Here is a 22,788-nt window from a genome sequence, read left to right on the forward strand (position 1 = left end):
CCTGCCCTTCCCCCTTCACGTCCTTCGCGCGTGCAGCAGCAGGATCGACGCCAGCGACGGCCTGGCGCAGGCCAGCCGGTCCAGCGGGCGCAGCGGGCGCGGCACACCGTGAAAGGGCGCGCCCTCCAGCCGTACGACGGTGAAGCCCGAGGCGGCGACGAACTCGCGCAGCGCGCGGGCGGTGTACAGCCGCAGGTGTCCGACCACCTCGCTGCCCGGCCTGCCGTGGATGCCGCGCAGGCTGACCTCGGAGAACACCGGCTGCACCCCCGCCAGCAGCAGCGCCCGGTTGTACCAGGCGGCGAGGTTCGGGGTGGACAGCATCAGATGACCGCCGGGCCGCAGCACCCGGCGGATCTCGTCCAGCGCCGCGTCCGGGTCCACCAGATGCTCGATCACCTCGCTGAACAGCACCGCGTCCGCCGTCGCGTCGGCGAACGGCAGCCCGCCGCCGGTCAGTTCGCCGCGCACCACGTACGGGACGCGGGTGCGGGCGCGGGCCAGCGCGTCCTGGGACCAGTCGACGCCCACGACGCGGTGGCCGCGCAGCAGGGGCGCGGCGGTGGCGGCGGCGCTGCCGTCCCCGCAGCCGATGTCGAGGACGGTCTTCGCACCCGCCGCCCCGGCCGGTCCGAGAGCGCGGGCCAGCATGCGGGCCTGGCGGAGGCTGCGGGCCGGTCCCGAGGCGACCGGCACGGCCGGGTTCTCGTAGAAGTCGCGCAGGTCGCGGGGCGCGGGTGCGGTGACCGTCACTTAAGTCGCCTCCGTGGTGTGCAGATAGTGCTCGAACAGGTCGCGCAGATGGGCGCCGTCGCCGTGGCTGAGCAGCGACCGGGACCAGCGCAGCGCCAGATGGAGCCGGCCCGCGGTGGAGGCGGTGGTGACGGTGAGACCGCGCGGCATCCGGGCGGGCGCCGAGAACCACACCGCGTGCGCGCGGCCCGCCCGCTCACCGAAGTCCAGCGGGTACGGGATGCGGCCGATGTTGCTGAGCAGGGTGGTCGACGTCCAGGGCGCCGCCGCCCTGCGCAGCGTCCGGGTGAGGGCGGCCCGCCAGGCCACCGGCGCCCAGGGCGCGGTGAGCAGCGTGGCGCCGTGGCCGAGCTGCGGGCGGGGCAGGGACTTCAGCGCGCGGGTGCGCAGCGCGGTGCGGCGCAGCAGCTCCGGCATCTTCGTCGCGTCCAGCTCCTCGGGCGCGAACGGGACCTCGACCAGCCGGGTGCCGTTGCCGATGGGCATGGAGGCGTCCCTGGGCCGGTCGTCGACCGGCATGGTGATCCGCAGCGGCCGGGGTCCGGCCCCGTGCTCACGGTTCCAGTGGGCGATGGTGAGGGCCGTGGTCACCATCAGCTGGTCGTTGACCGTGTACGGCGCGCCCTTGGGCCGGTGCGGCAGCACAAGCTCGGTGACCAGCACCCCGTTCCCCGGCGACGGCTCGGGCGTGCCGCGGGCGACCCGGGCGGGACGCGCCCAGGCGGAGGGCAGGCCCGCCGGCGCCTGCGGTGTCTCCGGGGGCCGTACGGGCGGCGCCGATGGCGAGTTGTCCCGCCCGCCGTACAGCTCGGCGGCGGTGGCCAGGACCCGCAGACAGGCGGGGCCGTCCAGGGCGGTGTGGTTGATGGTGAGAAACAGCACCGTTCCGCCGGAGCCGGAGCCGGAGCCGGAGCCGGGGGCGTGGGCGGGTGCCTGGGCGGGTGCCTGGGCACGGGACGCCTCCGCGCGGGGCCGGCGGCCGCCCCGCCCCGCGCTCACCTCGGTGCCCACCTCGGCGCCCACCGCGTCGCCCGCCTCGCTGCCCTCCGCCGCGTGGGCGCTCGCCACCACCTCCAGGCGGACCGGCGGCGCGAGGGTGAGCGGCGGTGCCTGGGTCAGCGCCCGGGTGCGGGCGTCGCGCAGGGCATCGGGCCCCGGCGGCGGGAAGGCCACCACCTCCACATCGGGGCCGTCGGCCAGCTCCCACTCGTAGCGCCGCCGGTACCAGGGGCCCGGCGCCTCCCGCATCAGGATGCGCGGGTGGCGGCGCAGCGCCTCGGCGAACGCCGTGCGCAGCCGGGCCTCGTCCAGCGGGCCGGGCAGATGCACCTCGATGTGCACCGTCTCCGGCTCCTCCTCCTGCAGACAGTGCCGGGAGACCTCGTCGACCACCGGGAACGGGATGCGTCGGGGTGCCGTCATACGGAACCGTCCTTCCCCCAGGCGTCCTTGCCCGGGCCGCCGTGCCCCGGCCCGCCCTGTCCCGGGCCGCCGTGCCCCGGCGGTTGCGCCGGGGGTGAGGCGTGCGGCGGGGGTGAGGTGTGCGGCGGCGTGGTGTGCGGGGGCGCGCCGGCCGGCGGGAAGCCCGGCGGGTGCGGTCCCGCGGCCGGGGCGGGCGCCGGTGTCACCGGCGGCAGCACCGCCGTCGCGCCGGGATCCCCGTCGTCCGCCTGCGTCCGCCCGTCCCGCCCGCGCGGCGCGCCGACGGTGACCAGCGCGGCGAACAGACCGATCAGCGCCAGAACCTGCGCAAGGTGCCCGAAGGCGCCCTCGCCCGCCCGCACCGGCTCGCCCGCCCCGGTCGCCGCCACCACTCCGGCCGCGGCGAGCGACACGAACGCGACCGGCGCGAGAACCCCCGGGCGCCGCACGGCCAGCAGGGCGAGCGCCGGCACCAGCAGTGCCCACCAGCCCGCGACGACCACGCCGACCAGCGTCAGCGCCACCGCGCCCAGCCACGGGCCCGGCGCCGGTGCCGCCGGCTGCGGCTCGTCGGGGTTCTCCGCCCTGCGGCGCCACAGCGCCAGCCCGATCAGCACCGCGATCCCGGCCCCGCTGCCGATCAGCGCCGCGTCGTACGTCGTGGCCGGCTCGTAGCTCAGCTTCACCGTGCCGCCGGCGCCGGCCGGGATCCGCCAGCCCTGCTGCCAGCCGTCCAGGCGCACCGGGGTGAGCTCCTTGCCGTCCAGGGTCGCGGTCCAGCCCTCGTTGTAGTTCTCGAACATGGTCAGGTACGAGGCCGCGCCGGAGCCGACGCTCACCTCGCGCCGGTCGCCCAGCCAGTCCCGGATCCGCAGCTCGCGTCCGGCCGCCGAAGCCTCCTGCAGGGTGCCGCGGGTCAGGGTCACCTCGGTGAGCGCCAGCGGGCCGGCGTCGCCGCCCTCGACCCGGTGACCGCCCGCCGTCAGCTCCAGCTGCCGCTCGGCGCGGCCCTCCTGGCACAGCGTCACCTCCACCGGGCGCCGCTCCCTGAGGTCCCGGACGGTGCCCTTGACGCCCGTCTGGTACAGCTCGCCGTCGACCACCAGGTCCGGGCCCTTGCCGCACGGCAGCGAGAACGTCCGGTCCCCGGACGGCTGCGGGGTGCGGTACTGCTCCAGCGCCGGGATGTACGCCTCGGTCAGCCCCACCGGCAGCTGCAGGTCCTCGTCGGCCACCGGGTTGTGCAGGGTGAGCGGCGCGGTCCGGGTGATGGTGATGTCCAGCCGGTCGGTGGTGATCGGCGGGAAGCGGACGACGCCGTTCTTGTCGGCCTCGGCGACGGCCGCGCCGTCCGGGGAGGAGATGTGCACCTCGGCGGCGCGTGCGGACAGGCCGCCCGCCGGGGCCAGCACGATCTCGCCGACCGGCTGCTTGCCCTCCCAGGTGAGATGGATGGTGGGCCGGCCGCCCGCGATCCACGCCGTGGTCAGATCACCGTCGGTGAGGTTGCGCGCGGACAGTCCCGCGCCCAGCCGGGCCACGGAGTCGGCAGTGGCCGTGATCCGGTCGCGCTGCCGGGGCGCCACCTCGTACAGCAGCCGGTCCAGGGCCTCGCCGGGGACCGCCACCGCCTTGGCCCGGACCTCGAACGTGCCGCCCGCGGCCGTGGTGAACCGCCGGTGCAGCCCGTTCTCGGTGCCGGTGGCGGACAGCCCGGTCGGGTCGGCCGCCCGGTGCAGCGAGAAGACCTGGGTGGGGGAGGCGGAGTTCTCCGCGTCGGTGGGCAGCCGCAGCAGCCGGGTCACCTGCACCCGCGGCAGCTCCACCTCGGCGAAACCGGCCCCGCCGAGCCTGGCGGTGCGCGCCTCGGAGTCGACGATGGTCAGCTTCATCCACCGGGTCCGGCCCTCGGGCGCCCTGACGCGCTGCTTGCTGCCGTCGCCCCGCAGCAGACTGGTCTCGGAGCCGTTCTCGGTCTCCACCCGCACCTTGACCGGCGCGGCCCGCACGCCCTCCTGCGGCAACGGGATGACGCCGAACGAGCCCGGCATGTCGTAGCGGCCGTTGAACTCGATCCGCAGCCACTGCCCGTCGGGCGAGGTGGCGGAGCCTTCCGTCCACGCCGTCCGCGGGTCGCCGTCGAAGGCGTTCACCGGGTCGAACTGCGGCAGATGGAACAGCCAGTTGCCGTAGGAGGAGGCCGTCACCGAGCGGGCGCCGCGCAGTTCGGCCACCGTCTGATGCACCTGGCCCTTCACCGGCAGGATCTGGTGCGGTCCCTCGCCCGCGTCCTGCGCGGCGTCCGGCGCGTTGCGCTCGTCGGCGGTGTACGTGTACGAGGTGTTGGCGTTGACCAGCCCGAACCGGGTGTCCGCGCGCCGCATCCCGTCGCCGGTCACCTGCACCGGCGGGGTGCCGATACCGGGATGGTGGTCACCGGTGAGCACGGCCGGCCGGCCGCGCAGCCGGTCCGCCAGCGGCAGCAGAGCCTCGGGCCCGCCGGAGACCACGGCGGTCTCGGCGACCGGCGCCAGCCGTGCCTGCCCGGGCCGCGGCACCTCCTGGCCCACCGGGCGGTAGATCTCCACCGCCCGGTGCCGCGGATACAGCCCCTCCACCTGCAGCGGCGTGCCGTCGGCGATCCGCCCGCCGGTCATCACCGGCCCGAGCCCGGTCACCCGCTCGTACCCGGACTGCTCCAGGGTCCGCTTGACCGTGGTCGTCGGCACGTGCCCGATCTGGTCCGGGTCCAGGTCGTTGCGGACCACCACGTAGTACACGCCGGCCCGGCTCAGATAGTCGGCCAGGCCCGGCACCGCGGCGCCGGTCATCAGCGCCTGCTCGACCGCGTCCATCGCCCGCCGGTTGCCCGGTGTGCCGAACGGCACGTAGTCGCGCTGCGCCCACCGCGACTTCGCCACCACGTCCAGCGGCTGGTCGATCGTCGATCCCCAGGTGTGGATGCCGTGCGCGGTGGCCGGCACCACCAGGGCACGCGAGTCGGGGGAGTACTTCTCCAGCCAGTCGGCGGTGGCCTTCCAGTACTTCGGGATCTCCTGGAACGAACCCGGGCCGAGGATCGAGCCGTTGAGGTACGGCCAGGCGAGCCCCGGCAGGATCAGCACCGCGGCCACCAGCGGCGCCACCCGGCGCCCGCCCCGCCGCGCCCGGCCGGTGAGCCGCCCGGACCCGCCCGGCTCCCGCTGGGCCAGGCCCACCAGATGGGCCAGGCCGAGGACGAGTGCCAGCGCCACGCCGGTCTGGAACTTGTAGATGTTGCGGAACGGGGCCAGCCAGCCGTCCAGCCAGTCCTGCACCGCCGAGTGGAAGGGCGCCCCGAACGCGCCCCCGTACCCGGCGAGCAGGATCAGCGCCGCCACCAGCACCGTCAGTACCAGCCAGCGCCGCTCGGGCAGGTCCCGCCGGGCCAGTCCGGCGAGCCCGAGTCCGGCCGCGAGGGCCGAGCAGACGATCACGACCACCGAGGTCGCCACCGCCCAGCCGGCCGGCAGCCACGCCTCACCGAAGTGCAGGTAGGCCACCCAGTTGCCGGCGCCGCGCAGTGCCTCGGTCGCCGCCATGGTGTCGGTGGTGGTCCTGGCGTTCTCGATGTACGGGAGGAAGTTCTCGCCGTAGACGCCGAGCAGCAGCAGCGGTATCCACCACCAGGCGGTGGCCACGGCGACGGCGGGCACCCACCAGGCGATCAGCTTGCGCTGCCGCGGCCCCGGCGGCCGGGACAGCAGATAGAGCCCCACCGGCAGCAGCGAGGCCAGCGTGGAGGCGGCGTTGACCCCGCCCATGCAGGCCACGAGCAGCGCCGACCGCACGGCGGCCACCCGGGCCGAGTACCGCTCGTCGGTCAGCGGCAGCAGCACCCACGGCAGCAGCGCGCCCGGCAGCGCGGCGGCCGAGGTGGAGCCGACCACGGTGGTGAACACCGGCCACAGCGCGTAGGCGACGGCGGCGAGCAGCCGCGAGTTCCTGCTGCCCACGGCCAGCCGTTCGGCCAGCCGCAGCGCGCCCCAGAACGCCACCGAAACGATCAGCGACATCCACAGCCGCTCGGCGACCCACACCGGCAGCTGGACGAGGTCGCACAGCCAGTAGAACGGCAGCATCGGCCACAGGTAGCCGACGTACTGGTCGGAGATCCCGCCGAAGGAGCCCCGGTCCTGCCACAGCTGCCCCAGGTCGGCCAGGAACTGGCCCGGGTCGGTGGTGACTCCCAGCTTGGTGTCGAAGGTCTGCCGCCCCGGCTCCGCAGCGACGAACAGCACGAACACCACGGCCCAGAACCCCACGAGCCAGCGCCGCGACCGCGGGCCCTCGGGAGGGCCGGAGGCGGTCGCGGTGAGGGGGACGGCTGCCGGAGGAGGAGCCTGGACCGTGGTCGTCATACGGGACACCGCCGGAGGATGAGGAGGAGGTTCCAGGTGGCGAACTCACGCAGGACCGGCGCCTTGACGACGGTCTCGGTGAGGAAGGGCCAGTAACGGGAGCGCGCCGAGACGATCCGCACGTCGTCGCGGGCGCGTACCTGCCGCAGCGTGCTGCCGATGTGCACGGGGAAGAGGTTCACACCGAGCGTGTGCTTGGCGTCCTTGCCGGTGCGCCGCCGGTAGCGGGCGCGGGCCCGCTCGGCGCCGAGGTAGTGCCAGGGCGCCCACTCGTGGCCGCCCCACGGGGAGAGCCAGTTGGTGAACGACACATAGATCAGTCCGCCGGGCCGGGTCACCCGGACCAGCTCGCTCAGGAAGGTCTGCGGATCGGAGACGTGCTCCAGCACGTTGGAGGAGAAGGTGACGTCCGCGGCGCCGTCGGCCAGCGGCAGCAGATAGCCGTCGGCGACGACCGCGCCGTCCGGGGGCTTCTCGCCGAGTTCGCGCAGGTCGGGTTCGAAGAGGTAGGCGAGGGCGCCGCGTCTGCGGAACTCCTCGGTGAAGTAGCCGCTGCCCCCGCCGACGTCCACCACGGTCCGTCCGGCCACCGGGCCGCCGTAGGCCTCGACCTGGTCGGCGGCGTCCCGGGCCAGCAGTGAGTAGCAGCCCTGAGGGTCGTCCTGCTCGTGCAGGAAGGCCTTGAACAACGCCAGGGACCGTGCGAGGGAGGGGTCCTTGAAAGAGGTCCGGCCGCGCGGGGTTCCGGTGGGCGGGGTGCCGGGCGGCCGGCCGCGACGCACCGGCAGCCCGCGCAGGGCAGCGCGCATCCGGCCGCGCGGCGTCACGGCCGCCAACTCCTCACCGCCTCCGCGGCCACCGCCCTGAACCGGCGCACCGTCCGGTCCCAGCGGTAGCGGGCCGCCCGGTCCCGCGCGGCCTTGCCCATCGCCGTCCGGCGCTCGGCGGACAGCGCCAGGGTGCACCAGGCCGCGGCGAACGAGGACTCGCCCCGCGCCAGCACCCCGGTCTCCCCGTCCACCACCGAGTCGCGCAGCCCCGGCACGTCGAAGGCGATCGCCGGAGTCTCCCGGGCCGCCGCCTCGGTGACGACCAGACCCCATCCCTCGACCGCGGAAGGGTGCAGCAGCAGCCATGCCGCGCACAGCAGCCGGTGCTTCTCCGCCTCCGGGACATGCCCGGTGAACTCGACGTCGGGGCCGGCCATCCGCTCGAGCCGCTGCCGCTCCGGCCCGTCCCCGACGATCACCAGACGGCCGCCGGTGACCGGCCGCACCCGCTCCCACAGCCGCAGCAGCAGATCGATCCGCTTGTACTCCACCAGCCGCCCCACCGCCACGAACAGCGGCTCGGGCGACCGGCCGGTCAGCGGACCGGGGTCCTCGACCCCGTTGTGCACGATCCGGATCCGCTCGCGTGCCACGCCGATGCCGCGCAGCGCCTGGGCGGTCGACGGGGAGACGGCGACCATCAGCCCGTCCGGCCGCGCGGCGCCCAGCGCCCAGTGCTCCAGTCTTCGCCCGAGCCGGGCGGCCGGCGCCAGCGGCCCGCCGAAGCGCATGCCCCACAGATCCGTGTGCACATGGTTGACCAGGCAGAGCGTGGGCCCGTGATGCCACAGCGAGGCCAGGTAGGGCACCCCGTTGCAGACCTCCACCAGCAGATCGCAGTCGCCGACCTGCCGGGCGAAGGCGGAGCGGGCGCGCAGGTAGTGGCCGTAGGTGCCGCCCGCCGAGACCACCCGGTAGTCGCGGAAGGCGGCCGGCCCCCCGCACAGCAGGGTGACCTGGTGCCCGAGTCCGGTCAGCCCGCCGGCGAGCTTGTCGACCAGCAGTTCGGAGCCGCCGGCGGAGGGATTCCCCAGGTCCCGGTGGGCGAGGAAGACGATCCTGCGCGGATACGGGGGAGCCGCCGGGGGCTGCTGCGGCGCGCTGGGGGACGCGGGGCGCAGCATGGACGGAACGTGCTGGGGCATCGGTGCTCCAACTCGTGTCAGGGTGCGGAACTCAGCGTGGGGACACAGCCTGGGTGGGTGGGGGTGTGTTTCAGACCGGTGAGGGTGAGGTGGGGGCACTGTGTGCTCGGGTGGGGATTGGACAGTTTTCGCCCACACGTTCCCCACGGCTACTCACCGGGGTGACAAAATCCCGCTTTGTTCGGCCTGATGTTGTGTCACTTCGTGAGGGTCGGCTGGGGCGTATCCGACATTCCAGACGTTTCGGATGTTCCGTCTGCCTTCCGTCCACGTGCCACCAGAACCCCGCCGGTCACCGCCAGCACGAATCCCGCCACCGCCGCACCGATCGGCACCGTCACGCCGACCAGCCGGAGCTGCCCGCTGTCCCGCTTCGCCTGGCGCACGGCCTCCTGCTGCGTCTCGGTGGTGAACGCGATCTTCTCGGCGTCCAGCAGCACGGCCGCGTCCTTCGTCCCGCCCGGGGCGCGCAGGGTGCGCCTGGGACCGGTCTGCGCGTAGATCACCCGGCCCGTGGCCTGGTCCACGACCAGCTCCACGCCGTGGTTGGCGTACCACTCCTCGGCCAGCACCTGCGGCCGGTCCGGCTGCCCGACGATGCTGCCGGGCACCAGCCGGGTCCCGGTCTTCGTCGGCGGGACGGTCCCGGTGAACTTGTAGCCGGTGTAGCCCTGGACCTTCTCCGTCCCCCGGTAGCGCAGCACCACCGTGTTGCCGAGCGTGTTGTCCCACCACCGGTAGGAGCGTTTCTGCACGTCGAAGGGGAACTTCAGGTAGGCCTCGCCCTGGATGTAGGGCTTCTCCTCGCAGCAGTGCACCGGCTCGGTGGTCTTCCGGTCCAGCACCCAGCGGTGCACGTTCAGATCCAGCGCGTCGTGCGGGTCGGACGCCGGCAGGGTCTTGTCCGTGTCGACCGAGGTGACCACGTCCCACACGGCGTTCCCGCTGCGCTCGGAGTCCGCGACGTCGCCGCGCACCCGCTGGGTGACGGTGATTCTCTGGTCCGGGACCGTCTCGATCTTCTCGGTGTCGAAAACGCTGCCGCGGCCGGTGTAGACCGCGGTGGTGTCGATGTCGATGGGGTTCACCGCGGCACGCGGTTTCACGTACCACGCCAGCAGGGGCGCCAGCACCAGCAGAAATGTGCCGAGACCCAGTATGACCAGGGAGAACGGAGAAGCTGTACGGCGCATCCGGGCACTCCAGAGGCTTGGGACGGCGCGACGGGTCAGGCCGGCGCCGTGGAGGGGAAAGTGCGCATGCGGTATGGGGCGGGAACCGTAAGCGCCCCTTGACGGGGTGTCAATGTCAAGTCGACACTGTTGGGCACGACTGGCAGAGGTGAGGGCACAGTGCCGGGGGTGGGGAACCTCCCGACAGAGAGGCTGACCCTGCGATGTCCAGACTGCTGGCCGCGGTGCTCACCGTGGCGCTCGGTGCGGCCCTGGCCGTGGCCGCCGCGTTCGGCGCGGTGGCGCTGCTGGAGGCCACGCCCGACCAGCCCGACACACCCCTGATCACCTACGAGCAGGCAGGGCAGGGGAGCTGAGCCGTGCCTCCCTCCCGCACCCTGGCCACCCGGTCCGCCTGGAACGAGGTACCGCGCCACCAGGTGCGCCGGTTCGCCGAGATCGCCATGGCCGAGGCACCCGACCTCGCCGAGGAGATCATGAGCGAGATCCAGCGCGAGTACCCGCACCTGCCCGTGGTTCTCGACGACAACGGCGAACCCATGGCCCTGGTCGGCATCCGCCGCGCCATCGAGGTGTTCGTCGAGCACCTGGAGAACAGCGAGGGCCGGCCCACCGTGCCGCCCGGTGTGTTCCAGGAGTTCGGACGCGGCGAGGGACTGCACGGCCGCTCCCTGGACTCGCTGCAGGCGATCTACCGGATGGGGGTGCGCCTGGCCTGGCGCCGCTTCGCCGAGATCGGCCAGCGCGTCGACATCCCGCCGCCCGCCATGTACGAGCTGGTCGACGCCGGCTACGAGTACCTCGACGGGCTCGTCGACCAGTCGGTGCGCGGCTACGCGGAGGCCGCCGCCCGGCAGGCCGGGGAACGGCTGCGGCTGCAGCGCAAGCTGATCGAGCTGCTGCTCGCCGAGCACCACCGGGGCGACCCGACCGACGCGCTCGCCGAGCGGGCCGCCCGCATCGGCTGGCCGCTGCCCGAGAAGGTCGCCGCCGGAGTGCTGCTGCGCCCGGCACGCGAGGCCATGGCCCCCGCCGTCGGCCAGGGCGTGCTGCTCGACATGGAGTACGAGCAGCCCCGCATGGTCGTACCCGAACCGGACGCCGCCGGCCGGCCCGAACTGCTGCACCGGGCACTCACCGGCTGGTCCGGCGCGATCGGCCCGCCGGTGCCGCTCGCCGACGCGGCCAAGTCACTGCGCTGGGCTGAGGCCGCGGTACGGCTGATGGAGCGCGGCCTGCTGCCGTCCGGGGAGGTGCTGCACTGCACCGAGCACACCGAGGCGCTGGTGCTGCTCCAGCCCGAGGAACTCATCGACGACCTGGCCCGCCGGTGCCTCGCCCCGCTCGCCCACTGCGGTCCCACCCACGGCCGGCGCCTCGCCGAGACCCTGCTGGCCTGGCTGGAGACCCGCGGCGGCGCCCCCGAGGTCGCGGCCCGCCTGGGCGTCCACCCGCAGACCGTCCGCTACCGCCTGCGGCAGATCCGCGAGCTGTGGGGCGACGAGATCGACGACCCGGACCGCCGCTTCGAACTGGAACTGGTGCTGCGCGCCCAGCGCCTGCGCGGAGCCCTCGGCGACGTCCGCCGCTGAGCCGCCCGGCCGCCGGCACCGCGACGTCCCGCGCCGACCCGGCCGCCCGCCGCCGCCCGGGCACGCGAACCCGCAGCGATACCGGGAAGCTCGTGCTCCGGTCCGTGGGCGACCCCCATTGCCCGGCCGACCCGCCCTGGTTAGCCTGTGTTCGCCATTCCGACCGCCTGTTGACATTTCGAACACGCAGGCCGAACACAGGAGGGGGCCGGTCGTGGGACGCCTCGTACCAGCCGTGACCCGGGCGCTCGACATACTCGAGCTCTTCCTCGACGGGGACGGCACGCTCTCCGCCCCCGAGATCGTGCGCAAGCTGCAGCTGCCGCGCACCACCGTGCACGAACTGGTGACCACGCTCGCCGCCCGCAAGTACCTCGTCCCGGTGAGCGACCAGCCCGGCCGCTACCGGCTCGGCGTGCGCCCCTACCAGCTCGGCGCCCGCTACGCCGAGCAGCTGGACCTCGCCGCCGAGGGCCGCCAGGTCGCCCAGGCCGTCGCCGAGACCTGCGACGAGACGGTGCACGTGGCCATCCTCGAGGACACCGACGTCATCTACATCGCCAAGGTGGACTCCACCCACGCCGTGCGCATGGTCTCCGCGGCGGGCCGCAGACTGCCCGCCCACTGCACCGCCGTGGGCAAGATGCTGCTGGCCAGCCTCCCCGAGGAGGAGCTGACCGGGCGCATCCCGGACGGCGCCGAACTGGCCGCGATGACCCCGAACAGCATCACCGACCCGGCCGCGCTGCGCGAGGCCCTCGCCGGCATCCGCGCCCGGGGCATCGCCGTGGAGACCCGCGAGTCCAACCCGGACGTCTCCTGCGTCGCCGCCCCGGTGCGCGGCCGCACCGGCGAGGTGGTCGCCGCGCTGTCCATCTCGGTGCCGATGAGCCGCTGGAGCGAGGAGCGCCGCGCCGAGCTGGAGCAGCTCGCCGCCAAGGGCGCCGCCGACCTGTCCGAACGTCTGGGCCACCGGAGCGCCGCATGAGCACCGCACCCCGCACCCCCGCATACGAGGTCGCCGTCCGCGCGGAGGCCACCCTGGGCGAGGGCCCCACCTGGGACCCGGCCACGGGCCGCCTGCTGTGGGTCGACATCCTCGGCTGCCGCATCCACACCTACGACCCCGCCACCGGCCGGCGCACGCTGCGCCGCACCGAGCAGCACATCGGCGCCGCCAAGCCCCGCACCGGCGGCGGCCTGGTCCTCAACCTGCGCGACGGCATCGGCCTGCTCGACCCCGACGACACCTTCCGCTGGCTGCACCGCGAGGTGGTGCCCGGCCGCCGCGGCAACGACGCCGCCGTCGCCCCCGACGGCTCCCTGTGGGCCGGCACCATGCGCTACGACGAGGCCCCGGGCGGCGGCACCCTGTCCCGGATCACACCCGACGGCCAGGTCACCACGGTGCTCGACGACGTCGCCGTCAGCAACGGCACCGGATGGAGCCCCGACGGGCGGCTGATGTACTACGTCGACAGCCCGACCCGCCGCATCGACGTGCTCGACCACGACCCGGCGACCGGGCAGGTGTCCGGACGCCGGCCCCTCGCCGAGATCGAGGAGGGCGCCGGCTTCCCGGACGGCCTCACCGTGGACGCCGACGGCTGCGTCTGGGTGGCCCTGTGGGACGGCGGGGCGGTCCGCCGCTACACCCCCGACGGCACACTCGACCGCACCCTCACGTTCCCCGTGCCCCGGGTCACCGCCTGCGCCTTCGGCGGGGCCGGTCTCACCGACCTGTACGTCACCACCGCCCGCGTGGGCCTGACCGCCCCGCACCCGCTGGCCGGGTCGCTGCTGGTGATCCCGGGCATCGGCAAGGGGGTGGCCCAGCCGGCGTTCGCCGGATGAACCACCCCCGGGTGTCTGACGCGTCCTCAGCCGAGCCGTGACGGCGCGGTGCGCACGGTGATCCCCTCCGGTGCCGTGACCTCGGGTGTCCCGTCGGCGGTCACGGTGATGCCGACCGGGGCGCCGCCGACGCGGACGCCGGACAGCCGCAGCGGCCGGAACGCCTCGGGCACCTCCGCGGCCACCGTGAGGACACCGGCGGGGGCGTCCGCCGCCAGACCGAGCAGCGACTGCACGGTCAGCGCCGCGGCCCCCGCGGCCCAGGCCTGCGGACGGCAGGAGGCCGGATAGGGGGCGGGGTGACGGCTCTCGTCGGCGCCGTAACCGGCGAAGAGTTCGGGCAGCCGCCCGTCGAAGGAGGCGGCGGCCCGCACCAGACCGGCGGCGAGCTGCGCGGCCTCCCCGGGGAAGCCCGCCCGGGCCAGACCGTGCACGGCGATCGCCGTGTCGTGCGGCCAGACGCTGCCCAGGTGATAGCCGAGCGGGTTGTACCGCGGGAAGCGGTCGGAGATGGTCCGCAGACCGAACCCCGAGTCCAGGTCGGGCCCGGTCAGGCGGGCGACGACCAGCGCGCTCTCCTTCTCGTCCAGCAGACCGGTGCCCAGCAGATGCCCGAGGTTGGAGGTGAGGGAGTCCACCGGGCGCTTGGCGCCGTCCAGCGCCACGGCCGGGTAACGGCCGTGCTCGTCCGCCACCCAGAAGGCCTCGCGGAAGCGGGACTTGAGCCGTCCGGCCCACTCCTCCCACTCCTCGGCGCCGGGCCGCCCGAAGGCGCGCAGCAGCGCCGCGCCGCCCAGGGCCGCCTCGTAGGCGTACGCCTGCACCTCGCACAGGGCCACCGGGGCGTCGGCGAAGGAGCCGTCGCGGAAGCGGATGGAGTCGCCGGAGTCCTTCCAGCCCTGGTTGGCGAGGCCCCTGCCGGTGGTGTCGACGTACTCCAGGAAGCCGTCGCCGTCCGCGTCACCGAAGTCGCGCATCCAGGCGAGGGCGGCCTCGGCGTGCGGCAGAAGCGCCTCGACCTGCTCGGCGGGCAGACCCCAGCGCCAGGCGTCGTGCAGCAGACACAGCCACAGCGGGGTGGCGTCCACGGTGCCGTAGTAGAGCGGCGGCAGCTCCACGTCCGGTCCGCCGCCGTCGCCGGGCAGCGTCAGCGCGGCACCGCGCACCTCGTGCAGGATCTTGCCGGGCTGCTCCTCGGTCCGCGGATCGACCGCTGTGCCCTGGCGGCGGGCGAGAACGCGCAGGGTCGAACCGGCCAGCTCGGTGCCGAACGGCAGCAGCATCCGCGCGGCCCACAGCGAGTCACGGCCGAAGAGCGTGGCGAACCAGGGCGCCCCTGCGGCGAGGAACAGGTCGTCGGGCGCCTCCGGGTCGGCCAGCAGCAGCCGCCGCAGGTCGGCATGGGCCTGCCGCACCCAGTGGTCCAGGGCGCCGTCGCGGCTGTGCAGTCCGGGCGCCGCCCAGGGGACGGCGGCCCCGTCCCGGGGCGCCGGGAACAGGTCGCCCGCGGTGTTCTCCACGGTGCACACCAGCTCGGTCTCCCAGCTCTCACCGGGGGCCAGCTTCAGGTCGTAGCGGAACTGCCCCAGGGCGGCGTCGAGTTGCGCGCCGGGGGCGGAAGCGGCCAGCCGGACGGTGCAGGCGTCCGCCCCGGCCCGGCTCTCCGGCCAGCACAGTTCGCCGTCCCCGGCGACGGCGGTGCGCAGCGGGCGCCGCCGGCCGGACTTGACCTGCTCCATGGAGGCCAGGTCGGTGCCGGCGGTCACGGTGAGGGACACCCGGGCGGGCAGCCGGCCGGAGTTGACCACCCGCAGGGTCTCGGTGAGCCGGGCCGGACCGGTGGTCCGGGTCCGGGTGAGCACCACGGCCGGATCCGGGGTGGACTCGGCGACGCCACGCAGCACCGTGCGGAACGAGGCGCGGTCCGCGCCCTCCGTGCCGCCGCCCACCCAGGCCAGCGGGACGTCCCCGGCCGACACCTCGAGACGGGACAGTGCCCGGCGGTCGCCGTGGTAGAAGCCGTCGGCGCCGCACCGCAGCGCGCCGTCGGGGCGGGAGACGGTGAAGCTCGGCGCGTGCAGGGTCACGCAGGCGTCGTGCAGGAACGGCTGGAGTCCGGCCGCGGGCTCGTCGGGGGTGCCGGGCCCGGGGGTCTGGTCGGTCATGAGGTGGGTCAGCCCATCTGTACGCAGGTACGGGGTCGGGGAGGGGAGAGCCGGGGTGCCCGTCATTCCTTCACCGCGCCGGCGCCGGTGTTCATGATGCGGCGCTGGAAGACGAAGAACAGGACGGCGACGGGAACCGTCATCACCACGGCGGCACCGAGCTTCAGCGGATACTGCGTGCCCTGGGAGAGCGCCCCGGCGGAGAGCTGGGCCACGCCCTTGGTGAGGGTGAACAGCTCCGGGCTCTGCGAGGCCGTGATGAAGTGCGACAGCTCGTTCCAGGAGCCCTGGAAGGAGAGGATCACAATGGTGATCAGCGCCGGGCGGGCCATCGGCAGGACCACCGACCAGAACACCCGGAACGGACCGGCGCCGTCCATCCGTGCGGCCTCCTCCACGCTGGGCGGGATCGACTCGAAGAAGTTCTTCATGATGAAGATCCCGGCGGCGTCGGCCAGCAGCGGAACGATCAGCCCGGCGTACGAGTCGTACATCTGCAGGCTGTTGATGACCAGGAAGCGGGGGATCAGCAGCACCACGCTCGGCACCGCCATCACCGCCACCAGCGCGGCGTACACCACCCCGCGGCCGCGGAACGGCAGCCGCGCGAGCGCGTAGCCGGCCAGGGAGTCGAGCAGCACCCGGCCGGCCGTCACCGCGACCGTGACCACCGCCGAGTTGGCGAACCAGAGCGGGAAGTCGGAGTTGAGGAACAGCTTGCGGTAGGCGGCCGTGGTGACGGTCTCGGGGACCAGGGAGAGCGGATGCGCGGTGGCGTCCGCCGTGGTCTTGAAGGACGTCGCGACCGATATCAGGAACGGGGAGACATAGGCGAGGGCGAGCACCAGCAGCAGCAGACCGCCGGCGAAGGACGCGGCCTTGTGCCGTGCGGCACGGCCACGCCGAGCCTTCCCGGAGCCGGCCTTCCCGGCCACGGGCTGCTCCACTGCCGCCTGCTCGGAAACGGTCTGCGCGGGAACGAAGCTCATGCCTGCTCACCGCCCTTCGGCGCGGTGGCGGACGGGCGCAGCCGCCGCGGCCGCCGCCCGCCGGTGTCGCGTTCGCGCAGCACCATGCGCTGCAGCAGGGTCATCACCACGATGATGGCGAACAGCAGGAAGGCGATCGCGGCGCCGCGGCCCCACTCCTGCGAGGTGAAGGACGCCTCGTAGGACAGGTAGGCGGGGGTGAGCGTGGTCTTGCCGGGGGCGCCCTGGCTGCCGGTGTAGATCTGGTCGAAGACCTGCCAGGTGCCGATCAGTCCGAGGGTGATCACGGTGAAGAGAGTCGGCCGGAGCATCGGAACGGTGATGTGACGCAGCCGCTGCCAGGCGGTGGCCCCGTCGACCTGCGCCGACTCCTCCACCTCGGCGGAGATGTTCTGCAGCGCCGCGAGGAACAGCAGCATGAAGGTGCCCGAGGTGGTGAACACCGCGAGCACGATGAACACGCACATGGCCACGCTGGGACCGGACAGCCAGTCCCACACGTCGAGGCCGAGCACGGGCGAACGCAGCGCCGCGGGCGGGGAGTCCACGCCGACGGCGCTCAGCGCCAGGTGCACCACCCCGCGCGGGTCGTTGATCCAGTTGGGTCCCTCGATGCTGAGGTAGCCCAGCAGCCGGTTCACCGCTCCGGACGCCGTGAACAGGAAGAGGAACACCACGGTGATCGCCACCGAGCTGGTCACCGAGGGGAAGTAGAAGGCGGTGCGGGCCAGTCCCCGGCCGCGCAGCACCTTGCGGTTGACCAGGACGGCCAGCCCGAGGGCGACGACCGTCTGCAGGGGGACGACGAGCAGCACGTAGTAGGCGTTGTTCCGCAGCGAGGTGGCGAAGTCGCGCCGGGCGAGGCCGTCACCGGTCAGCAGCTCGGCGTAGTTGCGGCCGCCGACGAAGTGCGCGGCGCCGGTGAACGGGTTGCCGCGGCCGCCCCAGTCGGACACGCTCACCCACAGGGCCATGGCGATGGGGATCACGAGGAACAGCCCGAGCAGCACGATCGCCGGGGCCATGAACAGCCAGCCCGCGGCCGCCTGCCCGCTGTGGATGCTCCGCCTGCGCCGGGGGAGACGGATGCCGCTCATCCGGTGACCGCCTTCAGGGCGGAGTGCACCGAACGCAGGATGTCCTTCGGCTTCTTGCCGGCCAGTCCCTCCAGCTCCGCGCCGAACTCCGCGAGCACCTCCTTGATGCCCTTCACCGGCGGCACGCCCTGGGCGTACGGGACGCCGTCGAGGAAGGCCGACTGCTTGGGGAACTCCTTGCGCCAGCGCTCGTCGAGCAGCTCGATCGACGGCATGAAGCCCAGCTTCTTCGCGAACGTCATCTGGGCGTTCGCCGAGACGAGATAGCGGACCAGGTCCACGGCGGCCGTGGTGTTCGCGGAGTCCGCCGCCACGCCCCAGCCGTTGGTGAACTGCAGTGTGCCGGGGCCCTCGGGCCCCTTCGGCAGGGGCACCACGGTGTACTTCAGGTCCGGGAAGTCGTTGGCGAGGGCGCCGACCGTCCAGTTGCCCTCGACGGCCATGGCCGCGCTTTCGTTGCCGAAGGCCTCACCGCCCCAGCCGGCGTCCAGCGCACCCGGGTAGGCCAGAGCCTTGGACGCCAGCATCTCCTTGACGAAGGCGAGGGCCTTCTCGTTCTCGGGGGTGTCCACATCGGCCCGGCCGCGCCGGTCCACGAGATGTCCGCCGGCCTGCGCCATGAACGCGCCGACCCGCTGCCACTGCGGATCGAAGGTGAGCCCGGCGCGCCTGCCGGAGCTGAGCCTCCTGGCCACGGCGTGCAGCTCGTCCCAGGTGCCCGGGTAGTCCTTCGCGGTCAGCCCGGCCCTGCGCCACAGCTCGTCATTGATGAACAGCGCCAGCGTGGAGGAGTCCTTGGGTACGCAGACCAGCTTGCCCTCGTACCGGAAGGACTCCAGCAGCGAGGGATAGAAGTCGTCGTACATCCGCGCCCCGTACGGCTCCAGGGAGCCGTTGCCGGCGTAGGCCGCGAACTCCTCCGGGGCGATGTAGAACACGTCCGGCGGGGAACCGGCGGCCATGCCCTGGCTGAGCTGCTGGGGCAGGTCGGCCGCCACGCTCAGCCTCGCCTCGATGCCCGACCTCTTCGACCAGTCGGCGAGCGCCGCCCGTACCGCCCTGGTCTCGGCGTCACCGCTGGAGCCGATGAGCACCCGCAGCGGGCCGCCGGACTGCCCGCCGCCACTGCCGGCGGGACTGTCGCGGAAGCCGGTGCCGCAGCCGGTGACACCGAGCGCGGCGGCCGCGCCCGCACCCGTGAGCAGGGCGCGGCGCCCCACCCCTCGGCCCGGCCGTTCGGCTTGCTGCGCTGGGCGGAAGGTCAGCGGTGACATCGTGAGACTCCTTCGGTGCAACGGCAGGCGGCTCTGCCGCCGTGCTGCCGGGGGCGGTGGATCGGGGTGGGCGAAGGGAGCGGAAGCCGCTCTTGTGGTGCCGTCCTCAGCGGGCCGGACGGCTGGACTCGCGGACCACGAGCCGGGGCGTGACCAGGAACGACGACCGCTCCTGGTCCCTCCGGCCGCCGCGGCCGACGCCCGCGCCCGGCGAGGCGGGCCGGGCGGCGCCGGGGATCTGGGCGAGCAGCAGCTCCACGGTCCGGGCGGCGACGGCCTCCACGGGCTGGGCGACGCTGGTCAGCCCCACCGCCCGGGCCACGGGGGTGTCGTCGAAGCCGGTGACGGCGACGGGCGGCCGGTCCGGCGCGGTGAGGGACAGATCGCGGGCGGCGGCCAGCGCGCCGAGGGCCAGCGAGTCACTGACACACACCAGCGCGGTGACGGCAGGGTCGGCGAGCATCCGGGCCGCCGCCCCGGTACCCGGCGACACCCCTTCCTCGGTCCGCTCCTCCGGGGCGCCCTCGGACAGCCCCGCCGCCCGCAGCGCGGCGTACCAGCCGGCCCGCCGGTCGTCGCCCGGTCCCGAACCGTCCGGCCAGCCGAGGAACCCGATGCGGCGGTGGCCGAGTTCCAGCAGATGCTCGGTCGCCATCCGCGTACCGGCGTACCCGTCGACGTCGACCCAGGGGTGAGGCTCCGCCCCGGGCGGGTCGTCCTGCTCGCCCCGGGGACGGCCGAAGGTGACGAACGGGACCCGGTGTTCGCGCAGCCAGCGCACCCGCCCGTCGCCCGGGTAGGTGTGGGTCAGGGCGAACCCGTCGAGCCCCGCGGTGGCCAGCAGCGTCCGGTACTCCCGGATCTCGGCCTCCTCGTCGTCCGCGGCGAACAGCATGATGCGCATCCCGGCGCGCTGCGCCTCCTTGGCGAGGGCGTGCAGATAGCGGTCGAGGATCTCGCCGCTGACGCCGTCGCCCACCTCCGGCATGCGCAGCCCGAGCACATGGGAGCGGTGGGTGCGCAGCCGGCGGGCCGCGGTGTTGGGCTGGTAGTCGAGTTCGGCCACGGCCCGCAGCACCCGCTCCCGGGTCGCCGGCCGTACCACCTCGGGCGTGTTCAGCACATTGGAAACGGTCTGCCGTGACACTCCGGCCCGCGCCGCCACATCGGACAGAGTCGCCCGTATCGGACCCGTTCCCCGCGCCACGCCGCCTCCTCGATCTGATCGCACGGATCGATTTGATCGATCCAATCGGGGACGCTAGTGCCTCGTTTTGGATCGTTCAAGAGGCGGTGGCACAACGATGTCCGTGACCTCGCCGCAGACGTTTCCGTGGCCCTGGAGCGGAAGCCTCCGTCACCCCGGGGCGGGCCGGCCGGGACGACGGAAGGTGCCGCCCCCTTGCTCCGGAGCGGCACTATCCGCCTGATGGTTCCTCAGTTCTAGACGCCCGGCAGCCCCGTGCGGTCCAGGGCGCGCAGCAGCTCGCGCTCGCCCGCCGTCAGCGGCGGCTCGGTCGACGGCGGCAGCGGGGAGCCCAGGAGGGCGGCCAGCACCGCGCCCGGATGGAACATGCGGGTGGGCGGCGTGCGCATGCTGGTGACGTCCCAGAGCGCCGAGGCCGCGGCGTAGGAGCCGGTGGCCGCCCGCATCATGCGGCGCGTGTACGCGGTCACCAGCCGGTCGGCCGCGGTCGGCCGGCCGCCGCGCACCCCCGGATACAGCACGTCCTGCCCGACCGCCATGGACCAGGCCGTCTCCACCGGCCGGGCCGCCCCGCGCAGCACCCGCCGGGCCAGACCGGGCGCGTCCGGGCCGCCGCGCGCCAGCTCGCGGCCGAGCACCTGCGCGCCGAACGCGGCCACCGACATGCCCTGCCCGTACACCGGGTTGAAAGTGCCGAGCGCGTCCCCGATGACCACCAGGCGCTCCGGCCAGCGCGCCGACTTCTCCAGGTAGCGGCGCACATTGCTGGTCGAGCGGCTCAGATGCACGTCCGTCAGCGGCTCCGCACCGGAGATCAGCCGGCCCACCACCGGGTCGGGCAGGGCGAGGGTGTAGCGCAGGAAGCCCTCCGGGTCCGCGGGCGGCTCACCGCCCCGGGTGCCGCCGCAGCTGACCATCCACCGGCCGTCCTCGATCGGCATGACCATCCCGCTGCGGCCCGGTCGCCGGGCGAACGGGTCGGCGTGCAGGACGGTCAGCGGGAACTTCTCCGCGCCCTTCGGGGTGCGGAAGATGCGGGTGGCGTTGACCAGACCGGAGTCCACGGTCCGCTCCCGTATGCCGGTGATCCCCAGCCTCTCCAGCCAGGGGACGATCCGGGTGCCGCGCCCGCTCGCGTCGACCACCAGGTCCGCCTCGAGGTCTTCCTCCTCCCCGGGCGCCGCGGTCCGCACCCCGGTCACCCGCTGCGCGGTGCCGGTCAGCCCCACCGCCGCCGCCCGGCGTATCTCCACCCGGGTCTGCTCCAGCACCGCGGTGCGCACCACCCAGTCCACCAGCGCCCTGCTGCAGGTGAGCATCACCGGCCCCTCCCGCTTGAAGCGGCGCAGCCAGCCCTCCGAGGTGAGCGCGAGCATGCCCGAGTTGAGGGGTATCTCGTGCGCCCCGGCCGCGAGCAGCCGTTTGCGCACCCCCGGTACCAGCTCCTCCATGGCCGCGATGCCGCCGGCCATCAGCAGATGAGCGTGCCGCCCCTGTGGCAGGCCCCGGCGGTGTCCCGGCTGGTCGGGCAGCTCGTCGCGGTCCAGGACGATCACCTCGTCCACACCGGCATCGGACAGGACGGCCGCGGCCAGCATCCCGGCCAGTCCGGCACCGATCACGACAGCTCTACGCGACATGGGGCTCCTCGGGTTCTGCCATGGTTCCGGCCATGGGCGGCGGTACCGCGCCTTCGGGCGCGGCGGATGCGGGGGGCAGGCGGTCCAGGGCCCGGGCCAGTTCCACCAGCCCGCTCGGGCCCGGGACCTCGGTGGCGTGCAGCCGGTAGCTGCGGCCGGTCTCCGGTGGTTGCTCGCGTGCGGCGGCCCGGCGCGCGGCGTCGGCCAGCATGGCCGCCTCCGCCTGAAGACGGGCCTCGTGGGGGGAGCGGCCCGCGCTCAGGGCGGCGTCCCGCACCCGCTCACGGACCCGGTGGTCGAAGTACGGCGCCAGGGTGAGCAGGGCGTCGTGGATCGACACCTCGCGCCACTGGAGCCGGGCCTGGGGCAGCTGCCACCAGGCGGCGGGCGGTCTCGGGGCGGTGGACGCCGAGCGCACCAGCCTCCACAGCGGGGCGAGCCGCCGGTGGTCGCGCCGCGCCTGCCACTGCGCCCGGACCGCAGGCACCAGACGCGGCAGCATGAACCCCGCCGAGCACACCAGCGCGCCCAGCGACGCCATCGGCGGGGCCACGTCGGTGGACAGGAAGTCCAGGTCGTGATGTGCCCAACGCGCCACGACCGCCGTGTACTTGGTCAGCTGGAAGCCGACCAGGTCCAGCAGTACGCCCACCAGGATCAGACGCAGCCCGGTGCGCAGCAGACCGGTGACCTCGCGGGCCCACTTCAGGCACACCAGGCACACCGCCAGCATCGCGGCGCTGTGCCCGGCCAGGTACAGCAGGATCATCTCCCGCATGAACGGGGTGTCGGCGTAGTAGGTGTCGAGGTCCCGCAGCCGCTCGGTGTCCGCGTCGGCGAGCGCGAACAGCACCACGATGGCCAGCACCAGCAGCCCGTAGGCGGCGATGCTGCGCAGCACCATGCGCCGCACCAGGGAGCGGGGGCCGCCGCGCCAGTTGATCAGCAGCACCAGCATGCTGCAGCTGTACGCGGAGAGCATGCCGTAGGTCAGCGGTGCACCGAAGTTGGGGGTGCCGGTGAGGGAGTTGACCGCGGACAGGGTGGGCGGCGCGGCGCACACGAAGACCAGGGAGCCCAGCACGATCGCCACGCAGGTGGACAGGTTGAGCGGATTGCGCAGCACCGTGCTGGGGCGGTACAGCAGCACGGCGGACATGCCGAACACCACCGCGGCGAGGTACACGACGAGACTCATGCCGGCCGGCTCCTCTCCGCCGGGCGGCG

The 22,788-nt window shown here is 74.0% G+C and carries 17 protein-coding genes; 4 read left to right on the forward strand and 13 right to left on the reverse strand.

Features of this window, described 5'->3' with window-relative positions; genetic code table 11:
• Window positions 1-15: 15 nt before the first annotated feature.
• The 6 genes from HCJ93_RS19960 to pgfA all read right to left on the reverse strand — a co-directional run bounded on the left by HCJ93_RS19960 (window position 16) and on the right by pgfA (window position 9,743).
• Window positions 16-753, reverse strand: coding sequence for a class I SAM-dependent methyltransferase (locus tag HCJ93_RS19960; RefSeq protein WP_167997111.1), 738 nt, complete (start codon window positions 751-753; stop codon window positions 16-18).
• Window positions 754-2,175 carry a condensation protein gene (locus HCJ93_RS19965; RefSeq protein ID WP_167997112.1) on the reverse strand — a complete coding sequence of 474 codons (1,422 nt, stop codon included), beginning with the start codon at window positions 2,173-2,175 and terminating at the stop codon, window positions 754-756.
• A complete protein-coding gene (locus HCJ93_RS19970; RefSeq protein ID WP_167997113.1) occupies window positions 2,172-6,575 on the reverse strand; it encodes an alpha-(1->3)-arabinofuranosyltransferase in 4,404 nt (1,467 codons plus the stop codon). The genes HCJ93_RS19965 and HCJ93_RS19970 overlap by 4 nt, the downstream gene beginning before the upstream one ends.
• Complete coding sequence (locus HCJ93_RS19975) at window positions 6,572-7,384, reverse strand: class I SAM-dependent methyltransferase (protein ID WP_167997209.1); 813 nt, start codon at window positions 7,382-7,384, stop codon at window positions 6,572-6,574. The genes HCJ93_RS19970 and HCJ93_RS19975 overlap by 4 nt, the downstream gene beginning before the upstream one ends.
• Before the next feature lie 14 nt (window positions 7,385-7,398).
• Window positions 7,399-8,550: a glycosyltransferase family 4 protein gene (locus HCJ93_RS19980; RefSeq protein WP_167997114.1), complete on the reverse strand. Its 1,152-nt coding sequence runs from the start codon at window positions 8,548-8,550 to the stop codon at window positions 7,399-7,401.
• 197 nt (window positions 8,551-8,747) lie between these two features.
• Window positions 8,748-9,743 carry a cell envelope lipid trafficking protein PgfA gene (gene pgfA / locus HCJ93_RS19985; protein ID WP_167997115.1) on the reverse strand — a complete coding sequence of 332 codons (996 nt, stop codon included), beginning with the start codon at window positions 9,741-9,743 and terminating at the stop codon, window positions 8,748-8,750.
• A 203-nt stretch (window positions 9,744-9,946) separates the two neighbouring features.
• Here pgfA and HCJ93_RS19990 point away from each other — a divergent pair, with 203 nt between their 5' ends.
• The 4 genes from HCJ93_RS19990 (at window position 9,947) to HCJ93_RS20005 (ending at window position 13,189) form a co-directional block, all read left to right on the forward strand.
• A complete protein-coding gene (locus HCJ93_RS19990; RefSeq protein ID WP_167997116.1) occupies window positions 9,947-10,099 on the forward strand; it encodes a hypothetical protein in 153 nt (50 codons plus the stop codon).
• 3 nt (window positions 10,100-10,102) lie between these two features.
• Window positions 10,103-11,335 carry a PucR family transcriptional regulator gene (locus tag HCJ93_RS19995; protein WP_167997117.1) on the forward strand — a complete coding sequence of 411 codons (1,233 nt, stop codon included), beginning with the start codon at window positions 10,103-10,105 and terminating at the stop codon, window positions 11,333-11,335.
• A 214-nt stretch (window positions 11,336-11,549) separates the two neighbouring features.
• On the forward strand, window positions 11,550-12,323 hold the full coding sequence (locus HCJ93_RS20000; RefSeq protein ID WP_167997118.1) for an IclR family transcriptional regulator: 774 nt from the start codon (window positions 11,550-11,552) through the stop codon (window positions 12,321-12,323).
• On the forward strand, window positions 12,320-13,189 hold the full coding sequence (locus tag HCJ93_RS20005; protein WP_167997119.1) for an SMP-30/gluconolactonase/LRE family protein: 870 nt from the start codon (window positions 12,320-12,322) through the stop codon (window positions 13,187-13,189). The genes HCJ93_RS20000 and HCJ93_RS20005 overlap by 4 nt, the downstream gene beginning before the upstream one ends.
• Window positions 13,190-13,215: 26 nt before the next feature.
• Here HCJ93_RS20005 and HCJ93_RS20010 read toward each other — a convergent pair whose 3' ends face one another.
• The 7 genes from HCJ93_RS20010 to HCJ93_RS20040 all read right to left on the reverse strand — a co-directional run bounded on the left by HCJ93_RS20010 (window position 13,216) and on the right by HCJ93_RS20040 (window position 22,759).
• Window positions 13,216-15,354 carry an amylo-alpha-1,6-glucosidase gene (locus HCJ93_RS20010; RefSeq protein WP_167997120.1) on the reverse strand — a complete coding sequence of 713 codons (2,139 nt, stop codon included), beginning with the start codon at window positions 15,352-15,354 and terminating at the stop codon, window positions 13,216-13,218.
• Window positions 15,355-15,416: 62 nt separating this feature from the next.
• Window positions 15,417-16,343, reverse strand: a complete 927-nt coding sequence (locus HCJ93_RS20015) for a carbohydrate ABC transporter permease (protein ID WP_167997121.1) — start codon at window positions 16,341-16,343, stop codon at window positions 15,417-15,419.
• Window positions 16,340-17,440, reverse strand: a complete 1,101-nt coding sequence (locus tag HCJ93_RS20020) for a carbohydrate ABC transporter permease (RefSeq protein WP_167997122.1) — start codon at window positions 17,438-17,440, stop codon at window positions 16,340-16,342. Before HCJ93_RS20020 ends, HCJ93_RS20015 begins: the two co-directional genes overlap by 4 nt.
• Window positions 17,437-18,714 (reverse strand): extracellular solute-binding protein, encoded by a 1,278-nt coding sequence (locus HCJ93_RS20025; protein WP_167997123.1) that lies wholly within the window; start codon window positions 18,712-18,714, stop codon window positions 17,437-17,439. Before HCJ93_RS20025 ends, HCJ93_RS20020 begins: the two co-directional genes overlap by 4 nt.
• 106 nt (window positions 18,715-18,820) lie before the next feature.
• Window positions 18,821-19,945 (reverse strand): LacI family DNA-binding transcriptional regulator, encoded by a 1,125-nt coding sequence (locus HCJ93_RS20030; protein WP_309141458.1) that lies wholly within the window; start codon window positions 19,943-19,945, stop codon window positions 18,821-18,823.
• A gap of 212 nt (window positions 19,946-20,157) precedes the next feature.
• On the reverse strand, window positions 20,158-21,561 hold the full coding sequence (locus tag HCJ93_RS20035; protein WP_167997125.1) for an FAD-dependent oxidoreductase: 1,404 nt from the start codon (window positions 21,559-21,561) through the stop codon (window positions 20,158-20,160).
• On the reverse strand, window positions 21,551-22,759 hold the full coding sequence (locus HCJ93_RS20040; RefSeq protein WP_167997126.1) for an MAB_1171c family putative transporter: 1,209 nt from the start codon (window positions 22,757-22,759) through the stop codon (window positions 21,551-21,553). The genes HCJ93_RS20035 and HCJ93_RS20040 overlap by 11 nt, the downstream gene beginning before the upstream one ends.
• Window positions 22,760-22,788: the final 29 nt, after the last annotated feature.

This window comes from Streptomyces composti, assembly GCF_012034205.1.
Classification (GTDB): Bacteria; Actinomycetota; Actinomycetes; order Streptomycetales; family Streptomycetaceae; genus Streptomyces; species Streptomyces composti.

Coding starts and splice junctions, on each gene's coding strand:
- HCJ93_RS20010 (WP_167997120.1), bottom strand. CDS start 15,354: ATGACCGACCAGACCCCCGGGCCCGGCACCCCCGACGAGCCCGCGGCC.
- HCJ93_RS19980 (WP_167997114.1), bottom strand. CDS start 8,550: ATGCCCCAGCACGTTCCGTCCATGCTGCGCCCCGCGTCCCCCAGCGCG.
- HCJ93_RS20015 (WP_167997121.1), bottom strand. CDS start 16,343: ATGAGCTTCGTTCCCGCGCAGACCGTTTCCGAGCAGGCGGCAGTGGAG.
- HCJ93_RS19970 (WP_167997113.1), bottom strand. CDS start 6,575: ATGACGACCACGGTCCAGGCTCCTCCTCCGGCAGCCGTCCCCCTCACC.
- HCJ93_RS20005 (WP_167997119.1), top strand. CDS start 12,320: ATGAGCACCGCACCCCGCACCCCCGCATACGAGGTCGCCGTCCGCGCG.
- pgfA (WP_167997115.1), bottom strand. CDS start 9,743: ATGCGCCGTACAGCTTCTCCGTTCTCCCTGGTCATACTGGGTCTCGGC.
- HCJ93_RS19965 (WP_167997112.1), bottom strand. CDS start 2,175: ATGACGGCACCCCGACGCATCCCGTTCCCGGTGGTCGACGAGGTCTCC.
- HCJ93_RS19990 (WP_167997116.1), top strand. CDS start 9,947: ATGTCCAGACTGCTGGCCGCGGTGCTCACCGTGGCGCTCGGTGCGGCC.
- HCJ93_RS20025 (WP_167997123.1), bottom strand. CDS start 18,714: ATGTCACCGCTGACCTTCCGCCCAGCGCAGCAAGCCGAACGGCCGGGC.
- HCJ93_RS19975 (WP_167997209.1), bottom strand. CDS start 7,384: ATGCGCGCTGCCCTGCGCGGGCTGCCGGTGCGTCGCGGCCGGCCGCCC.
- HCJ93_RS20040 (WP_167997126.1), bottom strand. CDS start 22,759: ATGAGTCTCGTCGTGTACCTCGCCGCGGTGGTGTTCGGCATGTCCGCC.
- HCJ93_RS20035 (WP_167997125.1), bottom strand. CDS start 21,561: ATGTCGCGTAGAGCTGTCGTGATCGGTGCCGGACTGGCCGGGATGCTG.
- HCJ93_RS20020 (WP_167997122.1), bottom strand. CDS start 17,440: ATGAGCGGCATCCGTCTCCCCCGGCGCAGGCGGAGCATCCACAGCGGG.